General features: G+C 60.0%; 23 protein-coding genes. 7 read left to right on the top strand and 16 right to left on the bottom strand.

The window, feature by feature from the left end; genetic code table 11:
- Positions 1-633 precede the first annotated feature (633 nt).
- The 4 genes from MXF20_RS19470 to MXF20_RS19455 all read right to left on the bottom strand — a co-directional run bounded on the left by MXF20_RS19470 (position 634) and on the right by MXF20_RS19455 (position 4,767).
- On the bottom strand, positions 634-1,884 hold the full coding sequence (locus MXF20_RS19470; protein ID WP_325970886.1) for an NAD(P)/FAD-dependent oxidoreductase: 1,251 nt from the start codon (positions 1,882-1,884) through the stop codon (positions 634-636).
- Between the two features lie 107 nt (positions 1,885-1,991).
- Positions 1,992-2,810, bottom strand: a complete 819-nt coding sequence (locus tag MXF20_RS19465; RefSeq protein WP_325970885.1) for an ABC transporter permease — start codon at positions 2,808-2,810, stop codon at positions 1,992-1,994.
- A gap of 1 nt (position 2,811) precedes the next feature.
- On the bottom strand, positions 2,812-3,666 hold the full coding sequence (locus MXF20_RS19460; protein ID WP_021509491.1) for an ABC transporter permease: 855 nt from the start codon (positions 3,664-3,666) through the stop codon (positions 2,812-2,814).
- A gap of 69 nt (positions 3,667-3,735) precedes the next feature.
- Positions 3,736-4,767: a polyamine ABC transporter substrate-binding protein gene (locus MXF20_RS19455; protein WP_325970884.1), complete on the bottom strand. Its 1,032-nt coding sequence runs from the start codon at positions 4,765-4,767 to the stop codon at positions 3,736-3,738.
- A 364-nt stretch (positions 4,768-5,131) separates the two neighbouring features.
- On the opposite strand from MXF20_RS19455, the gene MXF20_RS19450 reads away from it, so the two are divergent.
- Positions 5,132-6,094 (top strand): LysR family transcriptional regulator, encoded by a 963-nt coding sequence (locus MXF20_RS19450; RefSeq protein WP_021509493.1) that lies wholly within the window; start codon positions 5,132-5,134, stop codon positions 6,092-6,094.
- Positions 6,095-6,099: 5 nt separating this feature from the next.
- On the opposite strand, the gene MXF20_RS19445 is transcribed toward MXF20_RS19450, so the two are convergent.
- The 9 genes from MXF20_RS19445 to MXF20_RS19405 form a co-directional block, all read right to left on the bottom strand.
- Complete coding sequence (locus tag MXF20_RS19445) at positions 6,100-7,029, bottom strand: glyoxylate/hydroxypyruvate reductase A (protein ID WP_325970883.1); 930 nt, start codon at positions 7,027-7,029, stop codon at positions 6,100-6,102.
- Entirely contained in the window at positions 7,026-7,472 is a 447-nt protein-coding gene (locus MXF20_RS19440) for a type II 3-dehydroquinate dehydratase (RefSeq protein ID WP_325970882.1), read from the bottom strand. Before MXF20_RS19440 ends, MXF20_RS19445 begins: the two co-directional genes overlap by 4 nt.
- Positions 7,473-7,482: 10 nt before the next feature.
- The gene (locus MXF20_RS19435) at positions 7,483-8,097 is read right to left on the bottom strand and encodes a glutathione S-transferase N-terminal domain-containing protein (RefSeq protein ID WP_325970881.1); all 615 of its coding nucleotides are present in this window, start codon (positions 8,095-8,097) and stop codon (positions 7,483-7,485) included.
- Positions 8,094-9,101, bottom strand: coding sequence for an NAD(P)H-quinone oxidoreductase (locus MXF20_RS19430; protein ID WP_325970880.1), 1,008 nt, complete (start codon positions 9,099-9,101; stop codon positions 8,094-8,096). The genes MXF20_RS19435 and MXF20_RS19430 overlap by 4 nt, the downstream gene beginning before the upstream one ends.
- Before the next feature lie 3 nt (positions 9,102-9,104).
- Positions 9,105-10,247 (bottom strand): ABC transporter ATP-binding protein, encoded by a 1,143-nt coding sequence (locus MXF20_RS19425; RefSeq protein WP_325970878.1) that lies wholly within the window; start codon positions 10,245-10,247, stop codon positions 9,105-9,107.
- 38 nt (positions 10,248-10,285) lie between these two features.
- Positions 10,286-11,437 (bottom strand): acetylornithine deacetylase, encoded by a 1,152-nt coding sequence (gene argE / locus MXF20_RS19420; protein WP_325970877.1) that lies wholly within the window; start codon positions 11,435-11,437, stop codon positions 10,286-10,288.
- 15 nt (positions 11,438-11,452) lie between these two features.
- Positions 11,453-12,127, bottom strand: a complete 675-nt coding sequence (locus tag MXF20_RS19415) for a DUF1028 domain-containing protein (protein ID WP_325970875.1) — start codon at positions 12,125-12,127, stop codon at positions 11,453-11,455.
- A 13-nt stretch (positions 12,128-12,140) separates the two neighbouring features.
- Entirely contained in the window at positions 12,141-12,566 is a 426-nt protein-coding gene (locus MXF20_RS19410; RefSeq protein WP_021509501.1) for a RidA family protein, read from the bottom strand.
- A 147-nt stretch (positions 12,567-12,713) separates the two neighbouring features.
- Positions 12,714-13,427, bottom strand: a complete 714-nt coding sequence (locus MXF20_RS19405) for an IclR family transcriptional regulator (RefSeq protein WP_325970874.1) — start codon at positions 13,425-13,427, stop codon at positions 12,714-12,716.
- 170 nt (positions 13,428-13,597) lie between these two features.
- Between MXF20_RS19405 and MXF20_RS19400 the strand changes: the two genes are divergently transcribed.
- From MXF20_RS19400 to MXF20_RS19385, 4 genes are read left to right on the top strand one after another with little or no spacing between them, the layout of a single operon-like run.
- Positions 13,598-14,290 carry an RraA family protein gene (locus MXF20_RS19400; RefSeq protein WP_325970873.1) on the top strand — a complete coding sequence of 231 codons (693 nt, stop codon included), beginning with the start codon at positions 13,598-13,600 and terminating at the stop codon, positions 14,288-14,290.
- On the top strand, positions 14,290-15,228 hold the full coding sequence (locus MXF20_RS19395) for a hydroxyacid dehydrogenase (protein WP_325970872.1): 939 nt from the start codon (positions 14,290-14,292) through the stop codon (positions 15,226-15,228). Before MXF20_RS19400 ends, MXF20_RS19395 begins: the two co-directional genes overlap by 1 nt.
- Positions 15,225-16,157: an SMP-30/gluconolactonase/LRE family protein gene (locus MXF20_RS19390; protein WP_325970871.1), complete on the top strand. Its 933-nt coding sequence runs from the start codon at positions 15,225-15,227 to the stop codon at positions 16,155-16,157. The genes MXF20_RS19395 and MXF20_RS19390 overlap by 4 nt, the downstream gene beginning before the upstream one ends.
- 38 nt (positions 16,158-16,195) lie before the next feature.
- Positions 16,196-17,563, top strand: coding sequence for an MFS transporter (locus tag MXF20_RS19385; protein WP_325970870.1), 1,368 nt, complete (start codon positions 16,196-16,198; stop codon positions 17,561-17,563).
- Between the two features lie 123 nt (positions 17,564-17,686).
- Here the strand turns inward: MXF20_RS19385 and MXF20_RS19380 are convergent, their stop codons facing one another.
- Positions 17,687-19,027, bottom strand: coding sequence for an MFS transporter (locus tag MXF20_RS19380; RefSeq protein WP_325970869.1), 1,341 nt, complete (start codon positions 19,025-19,027; stop codon positions 17,687-17,689).
- 334 nt (positions 19,028-19,361) lie between these two features.
- Here MXF20_RS19380 and MXF20_RS19375 point away from each other — a divergent pair, with 334 nt between their 5' ends.
- Complete coding sequence (locus MXF20_RS19375) at positions 19,362-19,748, top strand: acyl-CoA thioesterase (protein ID WP_325970867.1); 387 nt, start codon at positions 19,362-19,364, stop codon at positions 19,746-19,748.
- A 28-nt stretch (positions 19,749-19,776) separates the two neighbouring features.
- Here the strand turns inward: MXF20_RS19375 and MXF20_RS19370 are convergent, their stop codons facing one another.
- Positions 19,777-20,835 (bottom strand): nitronate monooxygenase, encoded by a 1,059-nt coding sequence (locus MXF20_RS19370; protein ID WP_325970866.1) that lies wholly within the window; start codon positions 20,833-20,835, stop codon positions 19,777-19,779.
- 411 nt (positions 20,836-21,246) lie between these two features.
- Between MXF20_RS19370 and MXF20_RS19365 the strand changes: the two genes are divergently transcribed.
- Positions 21,247-22,533, top strand: a complete 1,287-nt coding sequence (locus tag MXF20_RS19365; protein WP_325970865.1) for a PAS domain-containing methyl-accepting chemotaxis protein — start codon at positions 21,247-21,249, stop codon at positions 22,531-22,533.
- Between the two features lie 32 nt (positions 22,534-22,565).
- Here the strand turns inward: MXF20_RS19365 and MXF20_RS19360 are convergent, their stop codons facing one another.
- The gene (locus tag MXF20_RS19360; protein ID WP_325970863.1) at positions 22,566-23,633 is read right to left on the bottom strand and encodes an acyltransferase; all 1,068 of its coding nucleotides are present in this window, start codon (positions 23,631-23,633) and stop codon (positions 22,566-22,568) included.
- Positions 23,634-24,042: the final 409 nt, after the last annotated feature.

Genomic DNA, 24,042 nt, shown 5'->3' with positions numbered 1-24,042 from the left:
ATAAATTGCGCCGCTACGGTTGGTGCGCGCTGTGATTACTGCACCTTCCAGCCGCACCTGGCGTAGCGGCACGATTTATCGTGCTAGTTGTCCGCCACGCTGATGCCCGATGCGCAATAAATTGCGCCGCTACGGTTGGTGCACGTTGCTATTACTGCACCTTCCAGCCGCATCTGGCGTAGCGGCACGATTTATCGTGCTATTTGTCCACCGCACTGCTGCCCGATGCGCAATAAATTGCGCCGCTACGGTTGGTGCGCGTTGTTATTACTGCACCTTCCAGCCGCACCTTGTGTAGCGGCACGATTTATCGTGCTATTTATCCTCCACGCTGCTGCCCGATGCGCAATAAATTGCGCCGCTAAGGTTGGTGCGGGCTGTTATTACTACACCTTCCAGCCGCACCTGGCGTAGCGGCACGATTTATCGTGCTATTTGTCCACCGCACTGCTGCCCAATGCGCAATAAATTGCGCCGCGACGGTTGGTGCGCGTTGTTATTACTGCACCTTCCAGCCGCACCTGGTGTAGCGGCACGATTTATCGTGCTAATTCAATCGTTGCAAGAAAGCGGTATGTGCGGTCATTGTCGATCTTCCGTAGGGTGCGCATTGATGCGCACCAGGAATAATAATTACGACTTCACGTAATCCGTATAGGCATTTTGCAGCGCGATGTGGTCGGCAATATATTTCGCATCGTGCCACACGCCGTAAATAAACGACGACGCCCGGTTGACCAGATTGGGCAGGCCAAGGAAATAAATACCGCGCTCGGCAGAAATACCGCGCTTGTGGAATGGCAGGCCCTGTTCATCGAAGGCATCCACCTGCAGCCAGCTGAAATCGAACTTAAACCCGGTGGCCCAGATGATAGTGCTGATGCCCGCCGCCTGCACATCCAGCTGCATCAGCGGATGTAGCAGGCAGTCGGGATCCGGCAACAGCTCCCATGCCTGCGGCTCGGCGGGTAAATCCAGCCCGTTGCGCTCAATGTACGCATCCGCATCGCGCAGCACCTCGAAATAAGCTCTGTCGCCTTCGGCGATATTCTCTGCCAGCCCCGGCGCAAAGCGCAGCACGCCGTTGTCCCAGCGCTCGGTGATACCGACCAGCGTAATCCCCATGTGAGCCAGCCGGCGGAAATCCACGGTTTTCCCCCCTTCATAACCGCTGACGGCAAAGGCCACGTGCTGTTTCTTCGGTTTGATTTTCACTTCGTCCCACAGCCCCAGCGCGCCCAGCCACCAGCAGTAATCGCGGTCACGATAGGCGCGCGGCGGGCGGTAGTGCTCGCCGACCGACAGAAAGACCTCGCGGCCGGCCTGACGCAGCTCCTCGGCGATCTGGGTACCGGACGCGCCGGCACCGACCACCAGCACCGCACCGGGCGCCAGCTGCTGCGGATTTTTATAGGCCGATGAGTGGATCTGCTGCGGCACCGCGCCTTCAGGCACGATGGCCGGGAACGCCGGCTTCTGGAACGGGCCGGTGGCAGCCACCACATTGTCCGCTTCAAACTCCCCCACCGAGGTCACTACCCGGAAGCCGCTGCGTCCGGGCAGCCGCGTCACCTGCTGGACCTCGACGCCGGTACGCACCGGCGCGTTCAGCATCTTCACGTAATCTTCAAAATACTGCGCCATGCGCTCTTTTGGCGGAAACGCCTCCTGCGAAATGTTATCAAACTTCAGCGAAGGAAAGCGGTCGTGCCACGCCGGGCCGTTAGCCACCAGCGAATCCCAGCGTTCAGAGCGCCAACGCTCGGCAATACGGCTGCGCTCCAGCACCACGTGCGGGATCTGCATCTGCGCCAGATGTTCGCTCATGGCGATACCCGCCTGACCCGCTCCGACAATCACGGTATTGATTTTTTCTACTGACATAGGTCATCCCCAAATAGTTTGCATGCCACCCGCGCGGCGAAATAGTGCGCCGCTGGCGATTAACACCCGGTTTTACTGTCTGACGGCGGCCTGAAGGCGCAGCGGAATTAATGCCCGCTATCGACGTTCAATATTTTCCCCAGCCCGAAAAATTTATTGGCGATAATTAACATCGTTGCGGTCACCGCAATATAAATAACCGACAGCGCTGCCAGCGTTGGATCGGCGAATTCGCGCACGTAGTTGTACATCGCCACCGGCAGCGTCTGTGTCGCCTGAGTGGTAATAAACAGCGAGGCGGTGAATTCATTGAACGAGAGAATCGCCGCGAACAGCCAGCCGCCAAACAGGCCCGGCAGAATCAGCGGCACGGTAATGGTCCACACTACGCGCAGCTGCGATGCGCCGAGGCTGGCCGCCGCCAGTTCTATCCGCTGCTCGAGATTTTTCAGCGACACATAGACACTGCGCAGCACGAACGGCAGCACCAGCACCACGTGGCAGAAAATCACCAGCGCGTAACCGCGTCCCAGATTGAGCTGCGACACCAGCATCAGCAGGCCGAGGCCAATGGTGAAATGCGGAATAAACAGCGGCGACAGCAGAATGCTTTCGAGCACTTGCTTGCAGGGAAAGCGATAGCGTTCGATGGCAATCGCCAGCGTGGCACCGATAATCACCGCCAGGGTTGACGCCCATGCCGTGACAATCAGTCCGGACCAGAAGCCGTGACGGAAATCGTCATAGCTCAGCGCCCGCTCAAACCAGCGCAGCGACCAGCCTTTCGGCGGGAAGAACAGCACAGAGGTGCTGCTGAACGACGAGATAAACACCACGACAGTGGGCAGCATGACAAACGCCAGAATAGCGATCACCAGCAGTTTGCCCAGCAGCGCGATCAGTTTGTCATTGTGCGAACGGGTCATATCAGTGCCCTCCCATGGCGTGCAGGAAGCGCGTCATGCGCTTCAGCGCCAGCAGCAGCAGAATGGTCAGTAGCAGGCCGGCAATGCTCAGCGCTGCGGCAAACGGGAAGTTCATCGAGGAGAAGCCCAGCTGATACACCAGCGTGGCTACGGTGCTGACGCGTCCGCCGCCAATCAGTTGCGGCGTTGCGAAGGCACTGAAAGTCCAGGCAAACGCGGTGGTCAGACTGGCGATGATGCCGGGAATCGACAGCGGAATGGTCACCGTCAGCAGCGCGCGTACCGGCCCGGCACCGAGGCTGGTAGCCGCTTTTTCGTAGTCCGGATTGATGTGTGACAGCGCCGTGGCCAGCATCAGCACCATGATTGGCATGGTGACGTGCACCAGCGCCACCACCACGCCGGTCTGGGTAAACATAAACTGGATCGGCTGGCTGATAATGCCCAGCGCCAGCAGCAGGCTATTGAGAAAACCGCTGTTACCCAGCACGATAATCCACGAATAGGTGCGCACCACTTCGCCAAGAAACAGCGGCGTAATCGCGATGATCAGAATGGTGGATTTGATCCACGCGGTGCGGGTGCGGACTAGCGCATAGGCCAGCGGGTAGCTCATCAGCAACCCAAATAGCGCGGTTTTGGCGCTGAGCAGCACGGTATTGAGAAACGCATCGCCGTAGATGCGTTTAAACAGGCCGCTAAAATTGGCCAGCGTAAAGCCGCCGACATCCAGCGAGCCGGGAATGTACGCGCGCACGCTGAACTGCATCACCGCGAACATCGCGACGACCAGCCCCATCGCGGTCAGCGTGGCGGGAAGAATGAACCAGGGTAAAAATGTCGGTTTTTTCGTCATGGACGTTACTGCCTGCATAGGTGTTACCGGCTACGGCGAGGCATCAGCCCCGCCGCAGCACCAGGACAATCAGTGAGACATGATGTTTTCAGAGAACCACTGACGCCACTCAGCGGTTTTCTCCGCGCGCAGTTGCGGATCGGTGTTGATAGTGGCATTCCACTGCGCCGGCGTGGTCAGCATGCCCGGCAGCTTCGCCAGCTCCGGATCAATATGCGCGTTGGTTACCGTCGGGCTACCGCGATAGATCTTCGCCACCTGCTGCTGAATTTCCGGTTTCAGCGCGATGTTGATGAACTTGTACGCCAGATCGGCATGTTTGCTGCCTTTATTGATGCCGACGGTATCCACGCCGAGGATCGCGCCCTCTTTCGGAATCGCCAGCTTAATGTTGACCCCTTCAGCAATCATGCTGTAGGCGTTCATCGACAGCATCACCTGCACCGGCGTTTCTCCGGTGGAGATCAGCTGCTGGCTATTGGCATCATCGGTGTAGAACGATTTGATGTTGGGGATCAGCGCTTTCAGCTTCGCCTGGCCCTGCTGCCAGTGCGCGGCATCGCTGCCGGAGAGTTTGGCGGCCACCGCGATGATGTGGCTCGGATCCCAGTCGGGCAGCGCCAGCGTGCCTTTCAGTTCCGGCTTCCACAGGTCGTTCCAGCTGCTGAAGGTTTCCCCTTTCGGCACCAGATCCGGACGGTAGCCGATGGTGTAGACGTAGCCCCACACGCCAAGGTGATACGGGCTGACTTTCGCCTGCTGCACCAGATTGACCGCGTTAGGGATTTTGCTCATGTCGAGCTTCTCAAACAGGCCGCTGTTGGCATACAGATAGCCGACGTGCGCGGTGGTGAAGGTCACGTCAGTTTCCGGCGAACCGCCCGCCAGTTTGGCTTTGTTGAGGCGATCGATGGTGCCGCCGGTGACGAACTGGACGTCGACGCCGGTCTCTTTGGTGAACTCTTTGGCGATGGTTTGATCGATCAGATCTTTAAAGCTGCCGCCCCAGGTGCTGACAATCAGCTTGTCGGCGGCCATGGCATTCCCTGCGCTCAGAATTCCCGTGGTTAACAACGTTAAGGCACACATCTTACGCAACATATTTTTGTCCCCAGTGAATGAAAAGGCTGTTATCGCTGCTCTGAACCACCGTTGATTCGCCACGGCGCGCTGCGCCAAAACAGTGCGAAAGTGAAAAGCAGGTGTCACAGCGATTCTGCCGCTGGTCGCTGCTGCGGTAAAACAGCCTTTTCCTCGCCGTTGCATCGGAATTTCTGACGCTAAAAAAGTCGCTGCTTTGCAACGGATTTTCTTAACCCTTGGTGAGGCAGAAGCGAATGGGCGTAACCAGCCCGGCAGGTGATTATGCTGTTATTCGCTGTCCGGCATGATAAATGCATGGAAACAGGGGTAATTAGAAAAGCTGGCGCGACAAGATCGCGCTGGCGACACCAGGAGAATCTGCATGCTCAGTCGCATCACCCAGCGCCAGCTGGAATACTTCGTCGCGTCCGGCGAAGCCGGCAGCATTATTGGCGCATCCGAACGCATTCACGTGTCGTCGCCGTCAATTTCTGCCGCCATCACCCACATCGAATCCGAACTGGGGGTGCAACTGTTTGTGCGCCACCACGCGCAGGGCGTGTCGCTCACCGCGATTGGTCACCAGGTATTAAAAGAGGCGAAGCTGATTCTGGAGCAGATGTCGAATCTGTATACCATTGCCTCGGAGTCGCTGAATAACGTGCGCGGCCCGCTGCGCGTCGGCTGTCTCGACACGCTGGCGCCGATGCTGACGCCAGAACTGGTGTTTGGCTTTGGCCGCGCCTTTCCCGGCGTGCGCATCACGCTGGTCGAGGGCAATCATGAACAGCTGCTGAAACAGTTGCGCGCCGCCGATATCGATATTGCGCTGACCTACGATCTGGTGCCGGCCAGCGACATTGCGTTTCAGTCGCTGGCGCAGCTGCCGCCGTATGTGATGGTCGGCGAGCATCACCCGTTTGCCAGCCAGTCTGCGGTGACGATTCAGGACCTCGCTACCGTGCCGATGGTGCTGCTGGATATGCCGTGGAGCCGCGAATATTTTCTCAGCCTGTTTAGCGAAGCGGGCGTGACGCCGAACATTGTGATGCGTTCCGGTAATATGGAAGTGGTACGCGCAATGGTGGCCAACGGCGTCGGTTTTGGCATCGCCAATGTGCGGCCCAAAGCGAATCTGTCGCAGGATGGTAAGCGGGTGATCCGCGTGCGCCTCGCCGGCGTGAACCGGCCGATGTTGCTGGGATATGCCACGGTGGCCCACGTACAGCAGTCGATGGTGGTCAACGCCTTCGCCGAGCGCTGCCGCATGTTCATCTCCGATCAATACATTCCCGGCATGGCGGCACCAAGCTACTTCGATCCGCAGGTGGTACGCGTCGCCTGACGCGCTCAGTAACCGCGCGCGGGGAACACCTGGTTGCGCACCGGTTCGCCGCGCATCACCCGCTGGATGTTATCGGCGACCTGACGCGCCGCGCTGGCCGGGATCGCCACCGACGCCAGATGCGGCGTGATCAGCACATTCTCCATGCCCCACAGCGCATCGTCGGGCGGCAGCGGTTCGCGATCGAACACGTCTAATGTGGCGTGCGCGATCTGCCCGTTCTGCAGCGCCGCGGTGAGCGCGGGCTGATCGACAATCGCGCCGCGCGACACGTTGATCAGCGCGCAGCCCGGCGGCAACCGTGCCAGACGCTGCGCATTCAGCAATCCGTGGGTTTCCGGCGTGAGCGGCAGCATCACCACCAGAATGTCGCTGCTGGCGAGAAAGGCATCCAGCGCCTGCATGCCGCTGACGCAGTGAATGCCGTCCAGCGTTTTAGCCGAGCGCGACCAGCCGCGCACGTCAAAGCCCTGGCGGGCCAGCTCGCGCGCCGCATATGCGCCCAGTTCGCCCAGCCCCAATACGCCCACGCGAATCGACGCCGGCTCGCGCGGATGCAGGTAGTGCCAGCGATGTTCGCGCTGCGCGCGCTCAAACGCCGGTATGTCACGCGCGTAACGCAGCACGGCAAACAGCACATAACCGGCCATCATGCGCGCCATATCCGGGTCCGATAGCCGCACGATCGGGATGTCCGGCAAGTCGTCGCGCCCCACCAGCGAGTCGACGCCCGCGCCCAGATTCACCAGTAATTTCAGCTGGCGATACGGGGTAAAAAAGCCGCGCGGCGGCTTCCACGCCAGCGCAAACTGCACGCTATCGGCATCCTCAACCTGATCGGCACGGCAGATAGTGACGTCCGGTAATTGCGGAGCCAGTAACGCCGACCACGCCTCGAAGCTGTCGAACTCACTGTAAAACACCAGCGTCGTCATGCGCCCGGCTCCTGTAGCAGCGTCGCCAGCGCATCAATAGCCAGTTCATAGCCCAGCGCGCCCAGCCCGGCGATCACGCCGGTGGCGGCTTTCGACACCAGCGACTGATGGCGAAACGGCTCGCGCTGCCAGATGTTGCTCATGTGTGCTTCGATGATCGGGCCATCAAACATCAGCAGCGCATCCAGAATCGGTACCGATCGGTACGATAACCCGGCGGCGTTGATGATCAGCCCGTCCGCCTGCTGACGCGCTTCCTGAATCCAGTCCACCAGCACGCCTTCATGGTTGCTCTGACGAAACTGCAGCGCGAGGCCGTGCGCCTCCGCGCGGCGCTGACAGAGCTCGCCGATGCTGGCAAAACTGTCGCTGCCGTAGGTACCGTGACGATCCATGCCGTACAAATTGGCATTGGGTCCGTTAAGAAAGAAAATCTGCGACATGGCGGCTCCGTTACAGGTGCGGGCGCGTCGCGGCCATCGCCGGATGCGCGTCAAAGAGGGCAAACCAGGCGGCGCTCTGCGGATGCGTGGCGCGCCAGTTGAGTTCAGCAAAACGGAAGTCGAGGTAGCCCAATCCGCAGCCGATGGCGATCAACCCGAGATCGTCGGGCGTGCGGCTGAACTGCGCCGCCTGCTGCTCAATGGCCGCCAGCGCTGCCGCCACTTTGGTCAGCTGCGCGTCGCGCCACGCTGACCACTGCTTTTCCGGCGGGCGGGCGCTGGTTTCGTAGCGCGCCAGCAGCGCGGCGTCCAGCAGCCCATCGCCCAGCGCCTGACGCGTGAGGGTAATCCAGCGCACTTCGCCCTCTGCCGGCAGCAGCTGACCCGCGCCGCGCTGGTTAAGGTATTCGCAGATCACCCGGCTGTCATATAAACATAGCCCCTGTTCGGTGCGCAGCGCCGGCACTTTGGCCAGCGGATTAAACGCGGCAATGCGCGCATCGCGCTCGACAGGGTGTGCCGCCGACGCCAGCAGGGTGATCTCCTCCGCCAGACCCAGCAGCTGGGCGCACACCATCACTTTTCGCACGTAAGCCGAGGTGGACGCGTAATAGAGTTCCATCATGGCGTGGCCTCCGCGTCCGGCTGCAGCAGCACTTTGCCGATATTGGCATTGGCTTCAAGGATGCGGTGTGCCTGCGCGGCCGCGGTCAGCGGCAACCGCTGGTGTACCCGCGGCGTGATGCGCCCGGCGGCCAGCAGCGGTAGCAGATGGGCGCGCACGCACTGCGCCAGACGCGCTTTTTCCGCCGCGCTTTTCGGCCGCAGCGTCGATGAGGTCAGGCTTAAGCCTTTGCGCATGATCAGCTGCAAATCGATCTCCACCGTGGCGCGCTGCATAAAGGCGAGGCTGACGTGCCGCCCGCCCGCTGCCAGCACGCTGAGGTTGCGCGCAATGTAGTCGCCGCCGACGTTATCCAGCACCACATCCACGCCGCGTTCCCGGGTCAGGGTGTGGATCACCGCCACAAAATCTTCGCTATGGCGATCGATGGCGCGCCACACGCCCAGCTGCTGCAGCGCGGCAATTTTTTCCGCACCGCCGGCGGTGGCAATCACCCGCGCGCCACAGGCCTGGGCGCACTGGATCGCCAGCGTGCCCACCCCGCTGGCCGCGCCGTGAATCAGTACGCTGTCGCCCGGCATCAGACGGCCCAGCTCAAACAGGTTGTGCCAGACGGTAAACGCGGCTTCGGGAAAGCCCGCGGCGTGGCTGAGCGGCAGCGTGTCCGGCACCGGCAGGCACAGGTCAGCGCGTGCCACGCAGTATTGCGCATAACCACCGCCGCTGAGCAGCGCCATCACCGCCATGCCCGGCTGCAGTTCACTGACGCCTGCGCCGAGCGCAATGATGACGCCCGCCGCTTCCAGCCCGAGAATATCGCTGCAGCCTGGCGGCGGTGGCATGCCGTTGCGCTGCAGAATATCAGGCCGGTTAACCCCCGCGCTGACCACGCGCAGCAGCACTTCGCCCGGTCCCGGCTGTGGCACCGGGCGCTGCACCACAGTCAGTACGTCTGCGTCACCCGGCTGCGCGGCGATGATCGCCGTCATGGTTTCCGTTGCCATGCGTTATCCTTGTGCGTCACTGGCGAAGGCGCAAACGCCCTCATCATCAAACGTCAGCCCCACCACGCTGCCGACCGGCCAGCGCGTCAGCGCCTCCAGTCCGGACTGGCGGGCAAACAGCGACGCACTGCCGAGCGCCGGGATATCGAGGTGCACGTCAACGTGATCGCCCTGAAACACGTGGGTCAGCACCGTGGCGCTAAGCAGCGCCTGCGGACCGAGCGGCGCCAGCTGCACATTTTCCGGACGCACATACACATCCAGCCGGTCGCCGACGCTGGCCTGCACCCGTTTGGCCGGCAGGCGCAGCGTGTTGCCGCCCAGCTCCAGCAGCGCGCTGGTGTCGCGGCCAGCGTAGCGGCCCGGCAGAATATTGACGTCACCGACGAAGCCGGCGACAAACGGATCCTGCGGGCGGCGATAGATCTCATCCGGTGGGCCAATCTGGCGCACGTGACCGGCCGACATCACCACCACGCGGTCGCTCATGCTCAGCGCTTCGCCCTGATCGTGGGTGACGAAGACCGTGGTCACGCCGAGTTTGCGCTGAATCGCCTTTAGCTCGACCTGCATGGATAAACGCAGATTTTTATCCAGCGCGGAGAACGGCTCATCCAGCAGCAACACTTTCGGGCGAATCACCAGCGCGCGTGCCAGCGCCACGCGCTGCTGCTGACCGCCGGACAGTTCACGCGGTTTGCGCTGGCCGTAACCCGCCAGCTTCACCAGCGCCAGCGCCTGTTCGACCCGCTCGGCGATTTCCGCTTTCGGCACGCCGCGCATGCGCAGGCCGTAGCCAACGTTTTTCTCCACCGTCATGTGCGGAAACAGCGCGTAGTTCTGGAACACGATGCCGATCTCGCGCTGATAGGGTGGGATTTCCGTCACCAGATCGCCATCGATAAAAATCTCACCGCCGTCGGCTTCGGCAAAGCCGGCCATCAGGTTCAGCAGCGTGGTTTTGCCGCAGCCGGACGGGCCGAGCAGCGTAATGAACTCACCTTCATGAATGGTGAGGGAAATCTTATGCAGCGCGATGGCATCACCAAAGCGCTTCAGGACGCCATCCAGCTGCACCGCCACGTTGGCCATGTGCGGCATTGACGACGGCGGCTGCGGAAACGGGGTTACTTCTGCACTGACCATACAATCTCCGGATTCGGACGGGGTGGCTCGTCGCGGGTTCATTCGCACATCCAGGCCGCCAGCCGGCGTAACAGGCTGTCACAGGCGTCCAGCTGTGCGAGGGTGATAAATTCGTCGGGCTTATGGCCCTGCTCCATACTGCCGGGACCGCACACCACGCAGGGGATGCCTGCGGCGGCAAACAGTCCGCCTTCGGTGCCGAACGCCACGGTGCTAAAGCTATCGCTGCCGCACAGGCGGGCAATCAGCTGTGCTGCAGCACTGTGCGCGGCGGTATCCAGCCCGGGATAGGCGCTGAGCGGGTAAAAGCGGATGGCGCTGGCGGGCTGCACCGCGCGCATCTGCGGCTCCAGCGTCTGCTGCGCATACGCCACCAGTTCATCCGCCACCTGCTGTGCATCCTCCTGCGGCAGGGTGCGCACTTCAAAATCAAAACTGCAGGCGTCAGGCACGATATTCAGCGCCCGCCCGCCGTGGATCACCCCGGTTTGCACGGTGGTAAACGGCGGATCGAAGCGCGCATCCTGCCGATCCGCCGCCGCCAGACGTTCACCGATCACGGTTAAGCGCTGGATCAGCTTCGCGGCGTATTCAATGGCGTTAACACCCTGCGGCGCGTACGCCGAGTGGCAGGCCGCGCCCTGCACGTCGCAACGCATCGCCAGCTTGCCTTTGTGACCCAGCACCGGACGCAGCTCTGTCGGTTCGCCAATCAGGCACATCGCCGGTCGATCGCTGCGCTGCGCCAGCGCCTGCAGCAGTGAACGCACGCCGAGGCAGCCCACCTCTTCGTCATAGGAGATGGCCAGATGCAGCGGCTGCCGCAGCGGCTGGGCGAGAAAATGCGGCACCGCGGCCAGCATGCAGGCGAGAAAGCCTTTCATGTCTGCCGTGCCGCGTCCGTACAGCTGGCCGTCGCGTTCGGTCAGCGCAAACGGCGGCACCGTCCACGCCTGCCCATCGACCGGCACCACATCGCTGTGGCCCGACAGCATCACCCCGCCGCTGCCGGCTGGCCCGAGCCGCGCATAGAGATTGGCTTTGCTGCGTTCTGCGTTGTGCATCAGTTCACAGGTCACGCCCAGCCCGCTGAGGTAGCGCCAGCAGAAATCGATCAGCGCCAGGTTGGATTCGCGGCTGGTGGTGTCAAAAGCCACCAAATGTTCGAGCAGGTTACGGCTGGTCAGCATCGCGTCTCCTCACGCTTATTCATCACCCGGCACGCCGTAACGGGGTGCCAGCGTGGGATTGAGCGCGCGCGTCAGGTAATCCTGCATTTGCGGCTGATAGGCCAGCCACAGCTGATCCAGTTCCGCGATAGGATCGCCTTCCGTCCAGTCAACGCGCAGATCAACCAGCGGCCACGGCTGTTCGCCGACCACCGCCAGCGCCGCCGAGTGAACCGGCCCGGCTTCACCTCCGGCGGCCATCCCGGCCTGCATGGCCGCGATTAATCGCCCGGCCAGTTCGCCCGGCTGCTGCGTAAATGCGCTGACCATGGCTGCAATCACCTCGGGATTCGCCAGCAAATTACCAGCCGCCACGCAGTCGCTGCCGCACAGCGCGTGATGCACGCCCAGCGTTTGCGTTCCGCTGAAGCAGGCACCGCTGCCGTCGGCCGCCAGCACCGTGAGCTGGCGATAAGCAAAAAAGTCATCGCTGGCAAGGCCGCTCTGTAGCGCCTGCTGCGCCGTCTCGCCCTGACTCAGACGATCGAGGATGCGCGGCCCCAGCGCCGGCAGCGTGATATTCTGCGTGGAGACCGCGCCGACGCCGGCGCGCAGCCACGGACAGCGTGCGCCGACCGCAATACTCGACGAGCTGACTGCAATGCCCAGCTGGCCGGTTTGCGCGCAGCGTCCAACAATCGATAACGTCATGGTTTGGCGCTCCTTATTGCGGCTGCCAGTCGTCGGGGATCACCGCAATCACGTCAATCTCCATCAGCCACTGCGGCTGGCCCAGACCGGAGATCACCAGCCCGGTGGAGATGGGAAACACGCCTTTCAGCCACTTGCCGACCACCTGATACACCGGCTCGCGATAGCGCGGGTCGATGATGTAAGTGGTGGTTTTCACGATGTGAGACAGGTCGCTGCCCGCTTCTTCGAGCAGTTGCTTCACGTTTTTCATCGCCTGCTCGGCCTGCGCTGCCGGATCGCCCAGACCTACCAGGTTGCCTTCGAAGTCGGTGCCAATCTGGCCGCGCACGTACACAGTGTTGCCGGCACGTACTGCCTGACACAGGTCGTTGTCCAGCGACTGATTGGGATAGGTATCTTTGGTGTTGAATTTGCGGATACGGGTATGGGTGCTCATGATGCCTGCCAGCGTTTAATTGGTTTCCGCAAGGTATACCGGGCTTAGCGCAGCAGGGAAAACAGCATTAACTGAGGTGTTGCTTTGAAAAATCCGAAGGAGTGCGGCAGGCCCGCTGGCCCGCCGATAAGTGATTAATCTGCTGCCTTATTTGGCCGCATAAACCGCATCACAAAAGGTCTTGCGCGCGCCGAGTTTAACTGACAGGCGCGCAGCGGCTTCACGCATCAATACGCCTAACTCTTCATCTTTGCGATCCAGCGTCAGCCGCGAAACCGGGCCGGTCAGCGCCAGCGCGGCGGTCAGCCGGTCATTTTCGGCAAATACCGGCACGGCGAAGGCCGCGATGTGCGGATCGCGCGCGCCCGAGCTGAACAGTGGCAGCGACGGCAGCGTATCAAACAGCGCCTCGTTCATGCCCCAGTAACGCAGCACTTGACTGATCGCCGAGTGATCGAGTGGAAAAATCGTGCCCGGCAGGCGCGTATGGCGCAGGCCATCGGACGATTCAGCACGAAACAGGCACAGACGCTGGCCGTTATCCAGTACGTACCAGCTGGCGCTCTCGTTGGTCGCCGTCGCCAGCGCCTGCAATTCCGGCTGCACCACGCTGGCCAGATGGAATGACTGCTCATAAAGCTTGCCGAGATAGAGCAGGCGCGGGCCGAGCGTATAAACACCGCTGTCACTGCGCACCACATAACCCATCCTTTCCAGCGAGTTCATCAGACGGTAGACAGTGGTTTTGTGATAGCCGGAAAGCTGCGACAGTGCGGTCAGCGACAGGCTCTCTTCGCCGGGCTTAAAACAATCCAGCAGGGACAACGCCTTCTCCACCGCATTAACGCCTTCATTTCCCATTTTTTCCTCCTGATTTGTGCCGTCCTGAGTGTACCTGAAAACTGTGAGTCACATCGTGTTTACATCACAAACACCTTCGTAACACTGGCATACGGCGTCAGATCGCCGATATAGTTGTTTTATATTGTACAACATTGTTGTACCAGGTAAAACAAACCACGAGGTGAATTATGTCTGTCTCTGCAAATAACCTGATCAACCGCAACATCGAGCGCGTCAGCGCCCTGTCCGTCAGCCAGGCCGCCGCATTCCAGGCTGCGATTCTGGCCGATGTCGCCGGTCGTCGCGGCACCCTGCATGGCCGCGTTAAGCCGCTGTCGCCGCAGATGAAAGTCGCCGGGCCGGCCATCACGGTGGAAGTCCGTCCGGGCGATAACCTGGCGATTCACGCGGCGCTGGCTATCGCCCAGCCGGGTGATGTGCTGGTGGTAGACGGCAAAGGCGACATCAGTTGCGCGCTGCTGGGTGAAATCATGGCAACCCAGGCCGAAGCGTCCGGCATCGCCGGCATCATCATTGATGGCGCGGTACGTGATGCTGACGCCCTCGCGCAGGGCAACTATCCGGTGTTTGCGGCCGGCCTCAACCCGAGCGGCCCAACCAAAAATATTCCCGGACGCGTTAACTATCCGGTGTCGGTGGCCGGTGCATCGATTGAGCCGGGCGACCTGGTGGTCGGCGACGCTGACGGCGTGGTAGTGATCGCCAGACAGGATGTGGAACGCATCATCGCCCTGGCGGCGAAGAAGCTCGACGCCGAAACGCGCCGCATCGCCGGTATCAAACAGGGCGATTTACGTCCGGGCTGGCTGGAAGGTGCACTGCGCGCGGCAGGTATGTTAGCGGAAGGAGAATCTCTGTAATGAGCAACGTAAAAACTATCCTCATCACCGGCAGCGATCTGGCTGCTGAAGCCGTCGAGCTGCTGCAGGACTATCAGCTGATCTATGCCGGACGCCAGCCACAGGAAGCCGATTTGATCGCGCTGTGCGAACGCCATAATCCTCAGGCGATCATCGTACGCTACGGCAAAATCAACGGGCGCATCATGGACGCCGCGCCGGCGCTGCGCGTGATTTCCAAACACGGCAGCGGTATTGACGTTATCGATCAGCAGGCAGCGGCGGAACGCCAGATTGCAGTCCGCGCGGCAGTGGGTGCCAATGCCGCCGCCGTGGCGGAGCATGCGTGGGCGCTGATCCTCGCCTGTGCTAAATCCGTGCCGCAGCTGGACCGCCGGATGCGCGACGGACACTGGGATAAAGCGCAGCATAAATCGCTGGAGCTGGAAGGACGCACGCTCGGCCTGGTCGGTCTGGGCGCCATCGGCAGCCGCGTGGCGCGCATTGGTCAGGCCTTTGGGATGCAGGTGCTGGCCTACGATCCGTTTGCGCAAACCTTGCCGGCTGGCTGTGAAGCGGTTGAATCACTGGATGCGCTGTACAGCCGTGCCGATGTGGTGTCGCTGCACTGTCCGCTGACGGACAGCAATCACCAGATGATCAACGCGGCCGCCCTCGCCCGTTTTAAGCCTGGCGCGATTCTGGTCAACACCGCGCGCGGCGGACTGATTGACGATCAGGCGGTGGCGACCGCGCTGCAAAACGGCACGCTGCGTGCCGCCGGGCTGGACAGCTTCACCAGCGAGCCGCTGACTGCACCGCATCTGTGGCAGTCGCTCAACAACGTGATTATTACCCCGCACATTGGCGGGGTGAGCGACAATGCTTACGTGCGCATGGGCACCGGCGCCGCGCGCAACGCGTTGCAGGTTCTGCAGGAGCAGGAGGCGGTATCATGACCGTGCTCACCGTACCGGAGGTGCGCGAGTTAACGCTGTTTTCGCGCCTGCCTGAAGCGTTTCGCCGGCCTGACGCCGGCAATGTCTGGGCTGCCGCCAATCGCGGCGGCCAGCTTACCGACTCCTTTCTTGAAGGCCCGGTGTGGCATCCCTCAGGCTGTCTGTATGTCACCGACATTCCCTATGGCCGCATCTTTCGCGTCGATATGAGCGGCAACTGGGAGCTGGTGGTGCAGTATGACGGTGAGCCCAACGGCATGAAGCTGACCGATCCGGACACGCTGATCATCACCGATTACCGTAACGGCCTGATGAAACTGTCAATCAGCAGCGCCACTATCATGCCGTGGCTGACGCGGCGTAACAGCGAAAGCTTTCGCGGCGTCAACGACTTAACCCCCGACAGCCGCGGCAATCTCTATTTCACCGATCAGGGCCAGACCGGGCTGCACGATGCCAGCGGACGCGTCTATCGGCTCAGCCCGGACGGCCGGCTGGATCTGCTGCTGGATAACTGCCCGAGCCCGAACGGCCTGGTTCTGTCGCCGGATGAGAAAATCCTCTACGTGGCGATGACGCGCGGCAACTGCGTGTGGCGCGTGCCGTTGCTGGCGGATGGTTCGGTGAGCAAAGTTGGACTGTTCTTTACCTCGCACGGACCCAGCGGGCCGGACGGGCTGACCATCAATCAGCGCGGCGAACTGCTGATCGCCAATCCCGGTCTGGGGCGCGTCTGGCGCCTGAACGATCTGGCTGAACCGGCAGAGATTCTGCTCAGTCCGCTGGGCCGCTCAACCACTAACCTGTGCTTCGGCGGGGCCGAGCTTAACCAGCTGTTCATCACCGAATCGGTGAGCGGCAGCATTCTGACCTGCAGCCAGCACACCCCAGGCCGCGCCTTACCGGCCGTCGATACCTCGTTTCTCTGACTACAACTCTGCGTCATCCGAACGCACCGGAGATTGCTATGACCCTGCACTCAACATCCAGCCCTGCGCCGGCTCAGCCGGCTGCGGTGCCACCCCGCCATGAAACGCTCAGTGAACAGGATTTTCAGGACAGTGAGCTGGCGGCCGCCAAAGCGTTTCGTCGCATTCTGCCGTTTATCTTTATCTGTTACGTGGTCAGCTACCTTGACCGCACCAATGTCAGCTTTGCCGCGCTGGGCATGAATGCCGATCTCGGCATCACTGCCGAACAGTTTGGCTTCGGCGCAGGCATGTTTTTTATCGGCTATTTCCTGTTTGAAATTCCCAGCAACCTGATCATGCAAAAAGTGGGTGCGCGTATCTGGATCGCGCGCATCATGATTTCGTGGGGATTGATTTCGATGGCGACCGCGTTTATCAGCGGTCCCGTGAGCTTTGCCATTGCGCGCTTCTGTCTAGGCGTGGCGGAGGCGGGCTTTACCCCCGGCATCTATTTGTTCTTTACCTACTGGTTCCCCGGCAGCTGGCGCGCCAAAATCACTGCTGCGTTCCTGGTCGGCATTCCGGTGGCCAATATCATCGGCTCGCCGATTTCCGGTGCGCTGATGCAGATCACCGGCCATGAGCATATCCGTAACTGGCAGTGGCTGTTGTTGATTGAAGGCTTGCCGGCGGTGATCCTTGGCGTGATGTGCCTGTTTGTGCTGAGCGATCGGCCGGAGAAAGCGCGCTGGCTGGCCGCGCGTGAACAGCAGTTACTGAGCCGCCGGCTGGCCGTCGAGCAGCAGCAAATCGCGGCAACGCACGGCTCCCAGATGCGCGATGCGCTGCGCAATCCGCTGCTGTATCTGCTGGCGTTTATTAACTTTTGCGGCATTGTGGGATCGATTGGCGTGGGACTGTGGATGCCGCAGATCATCAAACAGCTCGGCGTGAGCCACACGGCAACCGGCTTCCTTGCCGCGCTGCCGTATGTCTGCGGGGCGGTGACCATGCTGCTATGGGCGCGCCGCGCCAATGCGTCAGCGCACCGTATTCGCTGGATCAGCGGCGCGCTGGTGATCGCCGCCCTAGCCCTGATGTGCAGCGCGCTGAGCGATACGCCGGTGATCAAAATGCTGGCGCTGTGCTGCACCGTCAGCGGTATTCTGGCATTTCAGGCCTCGTTCTGGGCGCTGCCTTCCGGCTTTTTAACCGGCAATGCCGCGGCAGGTGGCTTAGCCATGATTGTCTCGATTGGGAATCTCGGCGGCTTCTTCGGCCCGTCGCTGATCGGTTACGTGCGTCAGTCTACCGGCGGCTTTATGTGGGCGCTGCTGGCGGTGGCGGCCGTATTGATGATTGGTGCACTGGCGGTCGCCATGGTGAAAGATCCGTGGCGCCAGCGCAGCGCTGAGCAGCGGTAATAACGTCGCGTTTCCCGGTGTGCCTGTGGCGCATCGGGAAACGGATGTGTTAAAGGATGAAAGCAGGAGAACGACAGACGTGATAAGCCCGATGCGTGCCGTCCCTGGCACAGGCTGATGAGATTATTTCCCGGTGCTGGCCACCGGCTGTTCCGCTTCAACGTGCAGCTTTTTGCTGCGTCCCATCAGCAGTACCGCAATCCCGCCCGCCGCGCACAGCAGTGCCAGAGGAATCATTGCCATCGCATGACTGCCGGTTTTCTCATTGATGATGCCGTAAACGTTCACCATCAGCCCGCCGCCAATCAGGTTGGCCATCGCGCCGATAGCAGCCAGACCGGCCGCTGCAGTGGTAGAGGACATCCAGCCCGAGGCCAGCGCCCAGAACGGCCCTTTCATCGAGTAGGCACCAATCAACACCAGCGACAGAATCACCACGCTGCCCGCCAGCGTATTGGTCAGGAACGCCGCCAGCAGCCCACCGGCAATCAGGAACAGCGTCAGCGCGGTGTGCCAGCGACGCTCACCGCTGCGGTCCGAACTGCGGCCCCAGACAATCATCAGAATCGATGCCAGACCGTACGGGATCGCGTTCATCAGGCCGGTGGTGAAGTTATCCAGGCCAAACGATTTCAGCAGCTGTGGTGACCAGACGCTGAGCGTCGAACCCGCCGCCGACGCGCCGGAATAGATCAGCGCCATCACCCAGATATGCTTGTGACGCAGCAGCTGCCACAGCGTGATATGACCGATGGCCTTACGCTGCGCATTCTCTTCGGCCAGTTTGCCGCTCAGCCAGTTGCGCTGTTCGCTGGTCAGCCAGCTGGCATTTTCCGGACGGTTGCTGAGCAGAAAGAAAGCCAGCACGCCCAGAATAATGGCCGGGAACCCTTCGATGATGAACAGCCAGTGCCAGCCACGCAGGCCAAACCAGCCGTCCATCGTCAGGATTGCGCCGGAAATCGGTGAGCCAATAAAGTTGGCTGCCGGAATCGCCACCATAAAGGTCGCAATCACGCGCGCGCGGTATTTCCCCGGAATCCAGTAGGTCAGGTAAAGAATCACGCCGGGAAAGAAACCGGCTTCGGCGGCACCCAGCAGGAAGCGCAGCACATACAGCATTTCCGCACTGCTGACGAACGCGGTGCACACCGAGACAATGCCCCAGGTGACCATGATGCGCGAAATCCAGATTTTGGCGCCAATCTTCTGCATCGCGAGGTTGCTCGGCACCTCAAACAGAAAATAACCGACAAAAAACAGGCTGCTTGCCAGGCCAAACACGGCTTTGCTCAGCCCGAGATCTTCATTCATTTGCAGGGACGCCATGCCGATGTTGCCGCGATCGATAATCGCGATCAGATAGCAGACGATCAGGAACGGCAGAATACGCCAGATGACGCGTTTTACGGTCTGCTGCTCAATATCGGGCACAGCGGCCGTGCGGGTTATCTTGTCAGACATAGGGTTCCTCACAGAGTCATGGCTTGGGGCAAATCGGCCAGTGTTGTTGTTTTACTCTGTACAACCTGTGTGTACATAGTAAAACCATTATGTTTGGCCGCGCGACTATGCGCAGAAAAATGTCTCCGGGCTGCGTGATTTGTCACAAAAAGGTAGCCAGTTGATTATGGATATGTGATGCGTCTGTCAGTTTCTGCTGCAGCACGGGAAATTACCAGCACTAATCCTGCCCGACTTCAGCGGAATTACCTTGCAACATCTTGCCGTTTACCCGCTGCGTAATCTGCGGTATATCCATTGCCTCTCTGCACAACGCGCTTATCAGGATGCAAAAATGTTCGCAAAGCACTATGACGTTGATGAAAGCCATATCGATTTCCAGGGTGTGGTCGACGGGCTGTACTATCCGTTTTATATGGAGTGGACGCGCCACGCCTACATGCGCGAGGCGCTGGGCATTGATATCGAAGAAGAGTTCAGTCAGGGCAAGATTTATATGGTGCTGGAGTACACGCTGCGTTTCCGCAAAAGCCTGGTGAAAGGCGACAAGGTGGAAGTCACCTGCGTGCTGGAGCAGAACGAAAAGCGCAATCGCGTGAATTTCGTGCAGCAGATCAGGGTCGACGGCGTGGTGTACGCTGAAGCCACGTTTGTTGCCACCTGCCTTGCCAATGGGCGTCCGTCGATGCCGGAAGCGGTAACGCGCGCGCTCGGCCTGTAACGCGCCTCAATAAATGGCAGCAGCCTGTTTACGCCTGCTGCCACTCTGCAACCAGCGTTTCCACCAGCTGTGCTGCCGGCATAGACCGCGCCAGCGCCACGCCCTGACCCGCCCACTGCGCACCGAAGCCGTGCTCGCCGTGTGCGGCCGCCGCTGCGGCCAGCGCTTTCCCCAGTGAATAGGTCAGCGGATAATCGGGAATCTCCTCCGGCTTTACGTCATGACACAATTCACAAAATGCGTTACGCACGCAGCGCGCCTGACGCCCGGAGATCGCCGCCGTCATTACCGTGCCACGCTCGCCACCCGCCAGCAGCGCGCGACGATAGGCCGCGCTGGCCGCCGACTCCGGACACAGCACAAACGCCGTGCCGAGCTGCACGCCGCTGGCACCCAGCTGCATCATCGCCGCGATGCCGGCACCGTCCATCACGCCGCCCGCCGCCACCACCGGCAAGGTGGTGTGCTGGCGGATAGCCTGCACCAGCGCGAAGGTGGAAAGCTGCGGGTCCGGCGCGCCCGGATCAAACTGGCCGCGATGACCACCGGCTTCATAGCCCTGCGCCACGATGATGTCGATACCGCTGCGCGCAATTTCCCGCGCTTCCTGCGGACTGGTGGCCGTGGCCAGCGTGACAATGTCACGCTGTTTCAGCCGTTCGATGGCGGCGGCATCGGGCAGGCCGAAGTGGAAACTGACCGCCGCTGGCCGCGCCTGCTCCAGCACCGTCAGCATCGCCTCATTGCCTGTGAAGCTTTGGTAGATTTCTGTCAGCGCCTGCGGCAGTGCGGTCTGGTACTGCGCAAATTGCGGACTGAACCGGCTGATCCACGCCGCCTCGCGCGTGGCATCACGTCGCACCGGCGCATGACAAAACACGTTGACGTTGATCGGGCCGCGCGTCAGTGCCTGGGTCTGAGCAATCATCTCTGCCGCCTGTGCTGGCGTTGCCGCGCCGACGCTGATCGAGCCCAGCGCCCCGGCACTGGATACCGCTGCGGCGAGCTGCGGCGTGGAGACGCCCGCCATCGGTGCCTGAATCAGCGGATAGTGCAGTTTTAACAGCTGGCACAGCGCGGTCGTCATGGTGATTCTCCTCAAATCCGGTCATCAGGTGTTAATTGCGACACCTGCCCAGGCATTAACATACATTTAACATGCATCTTTTAACAAGTCTGACCGGAACTTTTCTCCCCTGGCGGCGCTTAGTCGATCACTTTTTTCTCACATTTTTTACATCACGGTCGATAATCAAAGTTGCATAGCAAAAACAGCTTTCAGCTTGCGCTGTAACAACATCAGGCAGGTAACACCATTAAAACCCCACCTGTGCACCCGTGTGCGCAGCGAGACAGCAGCCGGTGCGCCTTGCGCAGCGCTGTAATGGCCAACAGGGGAATACATGCGGTGACGTCACTGGACGCACCGAATGCGTTAGCACGCGCACATCTGCGCCTGCATTTCGTTCAACAGCATACCAAGCGCCTGAGGTCTCTCATGTTCGGGGTGAAAAAATCGAGCCTTTCTCTGCCATTTGCCAAAAGTGGCGACCTTGCTAAGGATATTGAAGCGATAAAGCAGCACGTTGCGTGGATTGAGTTTTCACCGGGCGGTGAAATCCTCAGCGCCAATGCGCAATTTTTGCAGGTCACCGGCTATCAGCTGCATGAAATTCAGGGACAGCATCACCGGATATTTTGCAGCCCTGCTTACAGCCAGTCTTCCGACTATTACGCCTTCTGGCAAACGCTGGCCGCCGGTGAATCGGTGAACGGCATTTTTGAACGTTTCAACAAGCAGCATCAGCGCTTCTGGCTCAGCGCGACCTATTTTCCGGTGAGCGATGAGCGCGGCAAAGTGTACAAAGTGATCAAGGTGGCGAGCGACATCACCGCACGCCATCAGGAGCTGGAACATAAAGAGGCGGTGATAACGGCGCTGGATCGATCGATGGCGGTGATTGAATTCACGCCGGACGGTCACATCATTACCGCTAACGCCAACTTTCTCACCCACATGGGCTATACCCTGCCAGCCATCACCGGCCAGCATCATCGCCTGTTCTGCTTCGACAATTTTTACCGCGAGAATCCGGACTTCTGGCGCAAAATCGGCAACGGTCAGCATTTTGTCGGTCGCTTTGAGCGGAAGACCGCCAGCGGCGAGCGCATCTGGCTGGAGGCGAGCTACAACCCGGTGTTTGACGGCGACGGCAACGTCTACAAGGTGATTAAGATCGCCTCGGATATTACCGCGCGCGTTGAGGCGGCGAAGCGCGTGGCTGATATCGCGCTGACCACCTCTGAGCAGACCTCACAGATTACCGATAACGCCAACGAAGTGCTGGATGAGACGGTGCGCAACTCCGGGCTGGTGGCGCAGCAGGTGAACGCGGCCGCCGAAATTGGTGCACAGCTCACTGCCTCCGCGCGAAGCATCAGCGACGTGGTGGAAACCATTAACCTGATTGCTTCACAGACCAACATCCTGGCGCTGAATGCCGCGATTGAATCTGCGCGCGCCGGCGAGGCCGGACGCGGCTTCAGCGTGGTGGCTGGCGAAGTTCGGCGGCTGGCTGCCTCCACCGCCAGTGCCACCAAACAGATTTCCCATGTCGTGGAGCAAAATGCCGACCTGATCCAGCAGATGTATCAGCAGTTGGATGAGGTCAGGCAATTTGTGGTGACCGAACAGGAGAAGATCAGCGTGCTGTCGCGCAGCCTGCGGGAAATTAACAGCGGCGTGCACGAGTTTGTCAACGTGATTCACCGGCTGGATGTCTGACAGCAACCGCGGGAGCGCTGGCTCCCGCAGCGTTACAGCCCGCTGCCCGCCTGCGGCGCGGGCTGCCGTTTCCACTTCAGCGCGTTACGCAGCGCCGGTTCGGCATATTTGCTGATCAGCCAGGCAACGTAATACAGCACGCAGACAACCACCACCGGCAGCATCGTCATCAGCGCCTCATTTTTGATGTAGCCATTAAGCTTAATCAATATCGCGATCATTAAATTTTCATGAATCAGATACAGTGCGTAACTGACGAAACCAATGGCGGTGAAAAAGCGCAGGGAAAGCCAGCGCTCGATCTGTCTGGAATAAAAGCTGGCGATAAAGAACAGCATCACTACTAATAACGGCACCACGGCGACCACGCCGCTGTTTTTAACGTAGTAGCTAAAATTAATCAGCAGGGCCAGCACGGTCAGCGCGTAATGATAACGTTTATCGCGCCCGTGCAGACGCTCATAAACCAGACAGCCCACCATAAACCAGGCATAGTGAATAAAGCCGAATTTAGAAATGACATCAATCAATAATGGATAGCCGAGCGATTTCAATACCGATGAGGCAGTAAGTAATAACATCGGTACAATCAGCGCCGGCAGGCAATATTTACGCCCGAGGGTAAAATAGACCGCGCCAATAATCACATAAAACAGCGCTTCAACATAAAGAGACCAGAACGATCCGGCCATGGAGCGGAATTCAATGCCGGTCAGTTGCGTCAGCGTTTCAGGATTAACAAAGATCAGGCCGGGCAGCAGATTGCGGCTTTCCGGTGTCATCAGCGACCATTCCGGGAAAAAAACCCCGGCGATATACAGCAACAGACTGGCAATCAGCATCGCCGGAAACAGGCGCAGCCAGCGTTTTTTAAGGAAGCTGAGATAGCCGTGTGATTTATCCAGCGTCATGAATATGACAAAGCCGGAGATCATGAAAAACAGCTGCACACCGACCCAGCCAAAGGCGACCAGCGGAATATGCTGCGTGCTCGCGACGTAAGGTAACAGTTCAGGCCAGCGCGCATAGGCGTGATAAGCAATCACCAGCAGGATCGCTAATCCGCGCATGCCATCAAGATGCGTAATACGTGGTTGCATAAGTTCCCTCTGAAAAGAGGAGCAGATGAGTTTCAGCAAATTAGCACTGACAAAGATTTACACTCAACCAGAATAGTCCTGGATAGCGCAGCATTAATTTAAGATGAAACTCTGCCAGCCTGAACGTTAAATCATGCTCTGATAAATTATGGCTGTAATATATTCACAGTCATCATTCTTAAATAAACGCTAAGCTATTAGCGCAACGGGAAAAGTTTACCGGCATTTGCCGTATTGCCCTGCCGCAAACGCAGCGGCAGGGCCTTTTATTAACAGACCTGGTGCAGACCTGATTGCAGCAAGGCACAGTCGGACAGCAGCCGCAACGCCGATCTGTTTTTGCCGCTCCGCTCACGCTTTTTTCACATTTTCGCCCAGGTTCGGCGCAATCATGCCGATACTCTTAACG

This window comes from Pantoea dispersa, from assembly GCF_035783935.1.
Lineage (GTDB): Bacteria > Pseudomonadota > Gammaproteobacteria > Enterobacterales > Enterobacteriaceae > Pantoea > Pantoea dispersa_C.
Note: the sequence above shows the minus strand (reverse complement) of the source record. Positions and strands in the feature narration are given on the sequence as shown.

What these genes read in the sequence shown, in the direction of transcription:
- MXF20_RS19390 (WP_325970871.1), top strand. Translation starts at nt 15,225, where the DNA reads ATGACCGTGCTCACCGTACCGGAGGTGCGCGAGTTAACGCTGTTTTCG.
- MXF20_RS19375 (WP_325970867.1), top strand. Translation starts at nt 19,362, where the DNA reads ATGTTCGCAAAGCACTATGACGTTGATGAAAGCCATATCGATTTCCAG.
- MXF20_RS19455 (WP_325970884.1), bottom strand. Translation starts at nt 4,767, where the DNA reads ATGTTGCGTAAGATGTGTGCCTTAACGTTGTTAACCACGGGAATTCTG.
- argE (WP_325970877.1), bottom strand. Translation starts at nt 11,437, where the DNA reads ATGCTGACCAGCCGTAACCTGCTCGAACATTTGGTGGCTTTTGACACC.
- MXF20_RS19385 (WP_325970870.1), top strand. Translation starts at nt 16,196, where the DNA reads ATGACCCTGCACTCAACATCCAGCCCTGCGCCGGCTCAGCCGGCTGCG.
- MXF20_RS19460 (WP_021509491.1), bottom strand. Translation starts at nt 3,666, where the DNA reads ATGACGAAAAAACCGACATTTTTACCCTGGTTCATTCTTCCCGCCACG.
- MXF20_RS19435 (WP_325970881.1), bottom strand. Translation starts at nt 8,097, where the DNA reads ATGATGGAACTCTATTACGCGTCCACCTCGGCTTACGTGCGAAAAGTG.
- MXF20_RS19450 (WP_021509493.1), top strand. Translation starts at nt 5,132, where the DNA reads ATGCTCAGTCGCATCACCCAGCGCCAGCTGGAATACTTCGTCGCGTCC.
- MXF20_RS19425 (WP_325970878.1), bottom strand. Translation starts at nt 10,247, where the DNA reads ATGGTCAGTGCAGAAGTAACCCCGTTTCCGCAGCCGCCGTCGTCAATG.
- MXF20_RS19470 (WP_325970886.1), bottom strand. Translation starts at nt 1,884, where the DNA reads ATGTCAGTAGAAAAAATCAATACCGTGATTGTCGGAGCGGGTCAGGCG.
- MXF20_RS19365 (WP_325970865.1), top strand. Translation starts at nt 21,247, where the DNA reads ATGTTCGGGGTGAAAAAATCGAGCCTTTCTCTGCCATTTGCCAAAAGT.
- MXF20_RS19440 (WP_325970882.1), bottom strand. Translation starts at nt 7,472, where the DNA reads ATGTCGCAGATTTTCTTTCTTAACGGACCCAATGCCAATTTGTACGGC.
- MXF20_RS19415 (WP_325970875.1), bottom strand. Translation starts at nt 12,127, where the DNA reads ATGACGTTATCGATTGTTGGACGCTGCGCGCAAACCGGCCAGCTGGGC.
- MXF20_RS19430 (WP_325970880.1), bottom strand. Translation starts at nt 9,101, where the DNA reads ATGGCAACGGAAACCATGACGGCGATCATCGCCGCGCAGCCGGGTGAC.
- MXF20_RS19370 (WP_325970866.1), bottom strand. Translation starts at nt 20,835, where the DNA reads ATGACGACCGCGCTGTGCCAGCTGTTAAAACTGCACTATCCGCTGATT.
- MXF20_RS19410 (WP_021509501.1), bottom strand. Translation starts at nt 12,566, where the DNA reads ATGAGCACCCATACCCGTATCCGCAAATTCAACACCAAAGATACCTAT.
- MXF20_RS19405 (WP_325970874.1), bottom strand. Translation starts at nt 13,427, where the DNA reads ATGGGAAATGAAGGCGTTAATGCGGTGGAGAAGGCGTTGTCCCTGCTG.
- MXF20_RS19445 (WP_325970883.1), bottom strand. Translation starts at nt 7,029, where the DNA reads ATGACGACGCTGGTGTTTTACAGTGAGTTCGACAGCTTCGAGGCGTGG.
- MXF20_RS19400 (WP_325970873.1), top strand. Translation starts at nt 13,598, where the DNA reads ATGTCTGTCTCTGCAAATAACCTGATCAACCGCAACATCGAGCGCGTC.
- MXF20_RS19360 (WP_325970863.1), bottom strand. Translation starts at nt 23,633, where the DNA reads ATGCAACCACGTATTACGCATCTTGATGGCATGCGCGGATTAGCGATC.
- MXF20_RS19380 (WP_325970869.1), bottom strand. Translation starts at nt 19,027, where the DNA reads ATGTCTGACAAGATAACCCGCACGGCCGCTGTGCCCGATATTGAGCAG.
- MXF20_RS19465 (WP_325970885.1), bottom strand. Translation starts at nt 2,810, where the DNA reads ATGACCCGTTCGCACAATGACAAACTGATCGCGCTGCTGGGCAAACTG.
- MXF20_RS19395 (WP_325970872.1), top strand. Translation starts at nt 14,290, where the DNA reads ATGAGCAACGTAAAAACTATCCTCATCACCGGCAGCGATCTGGCTGCT.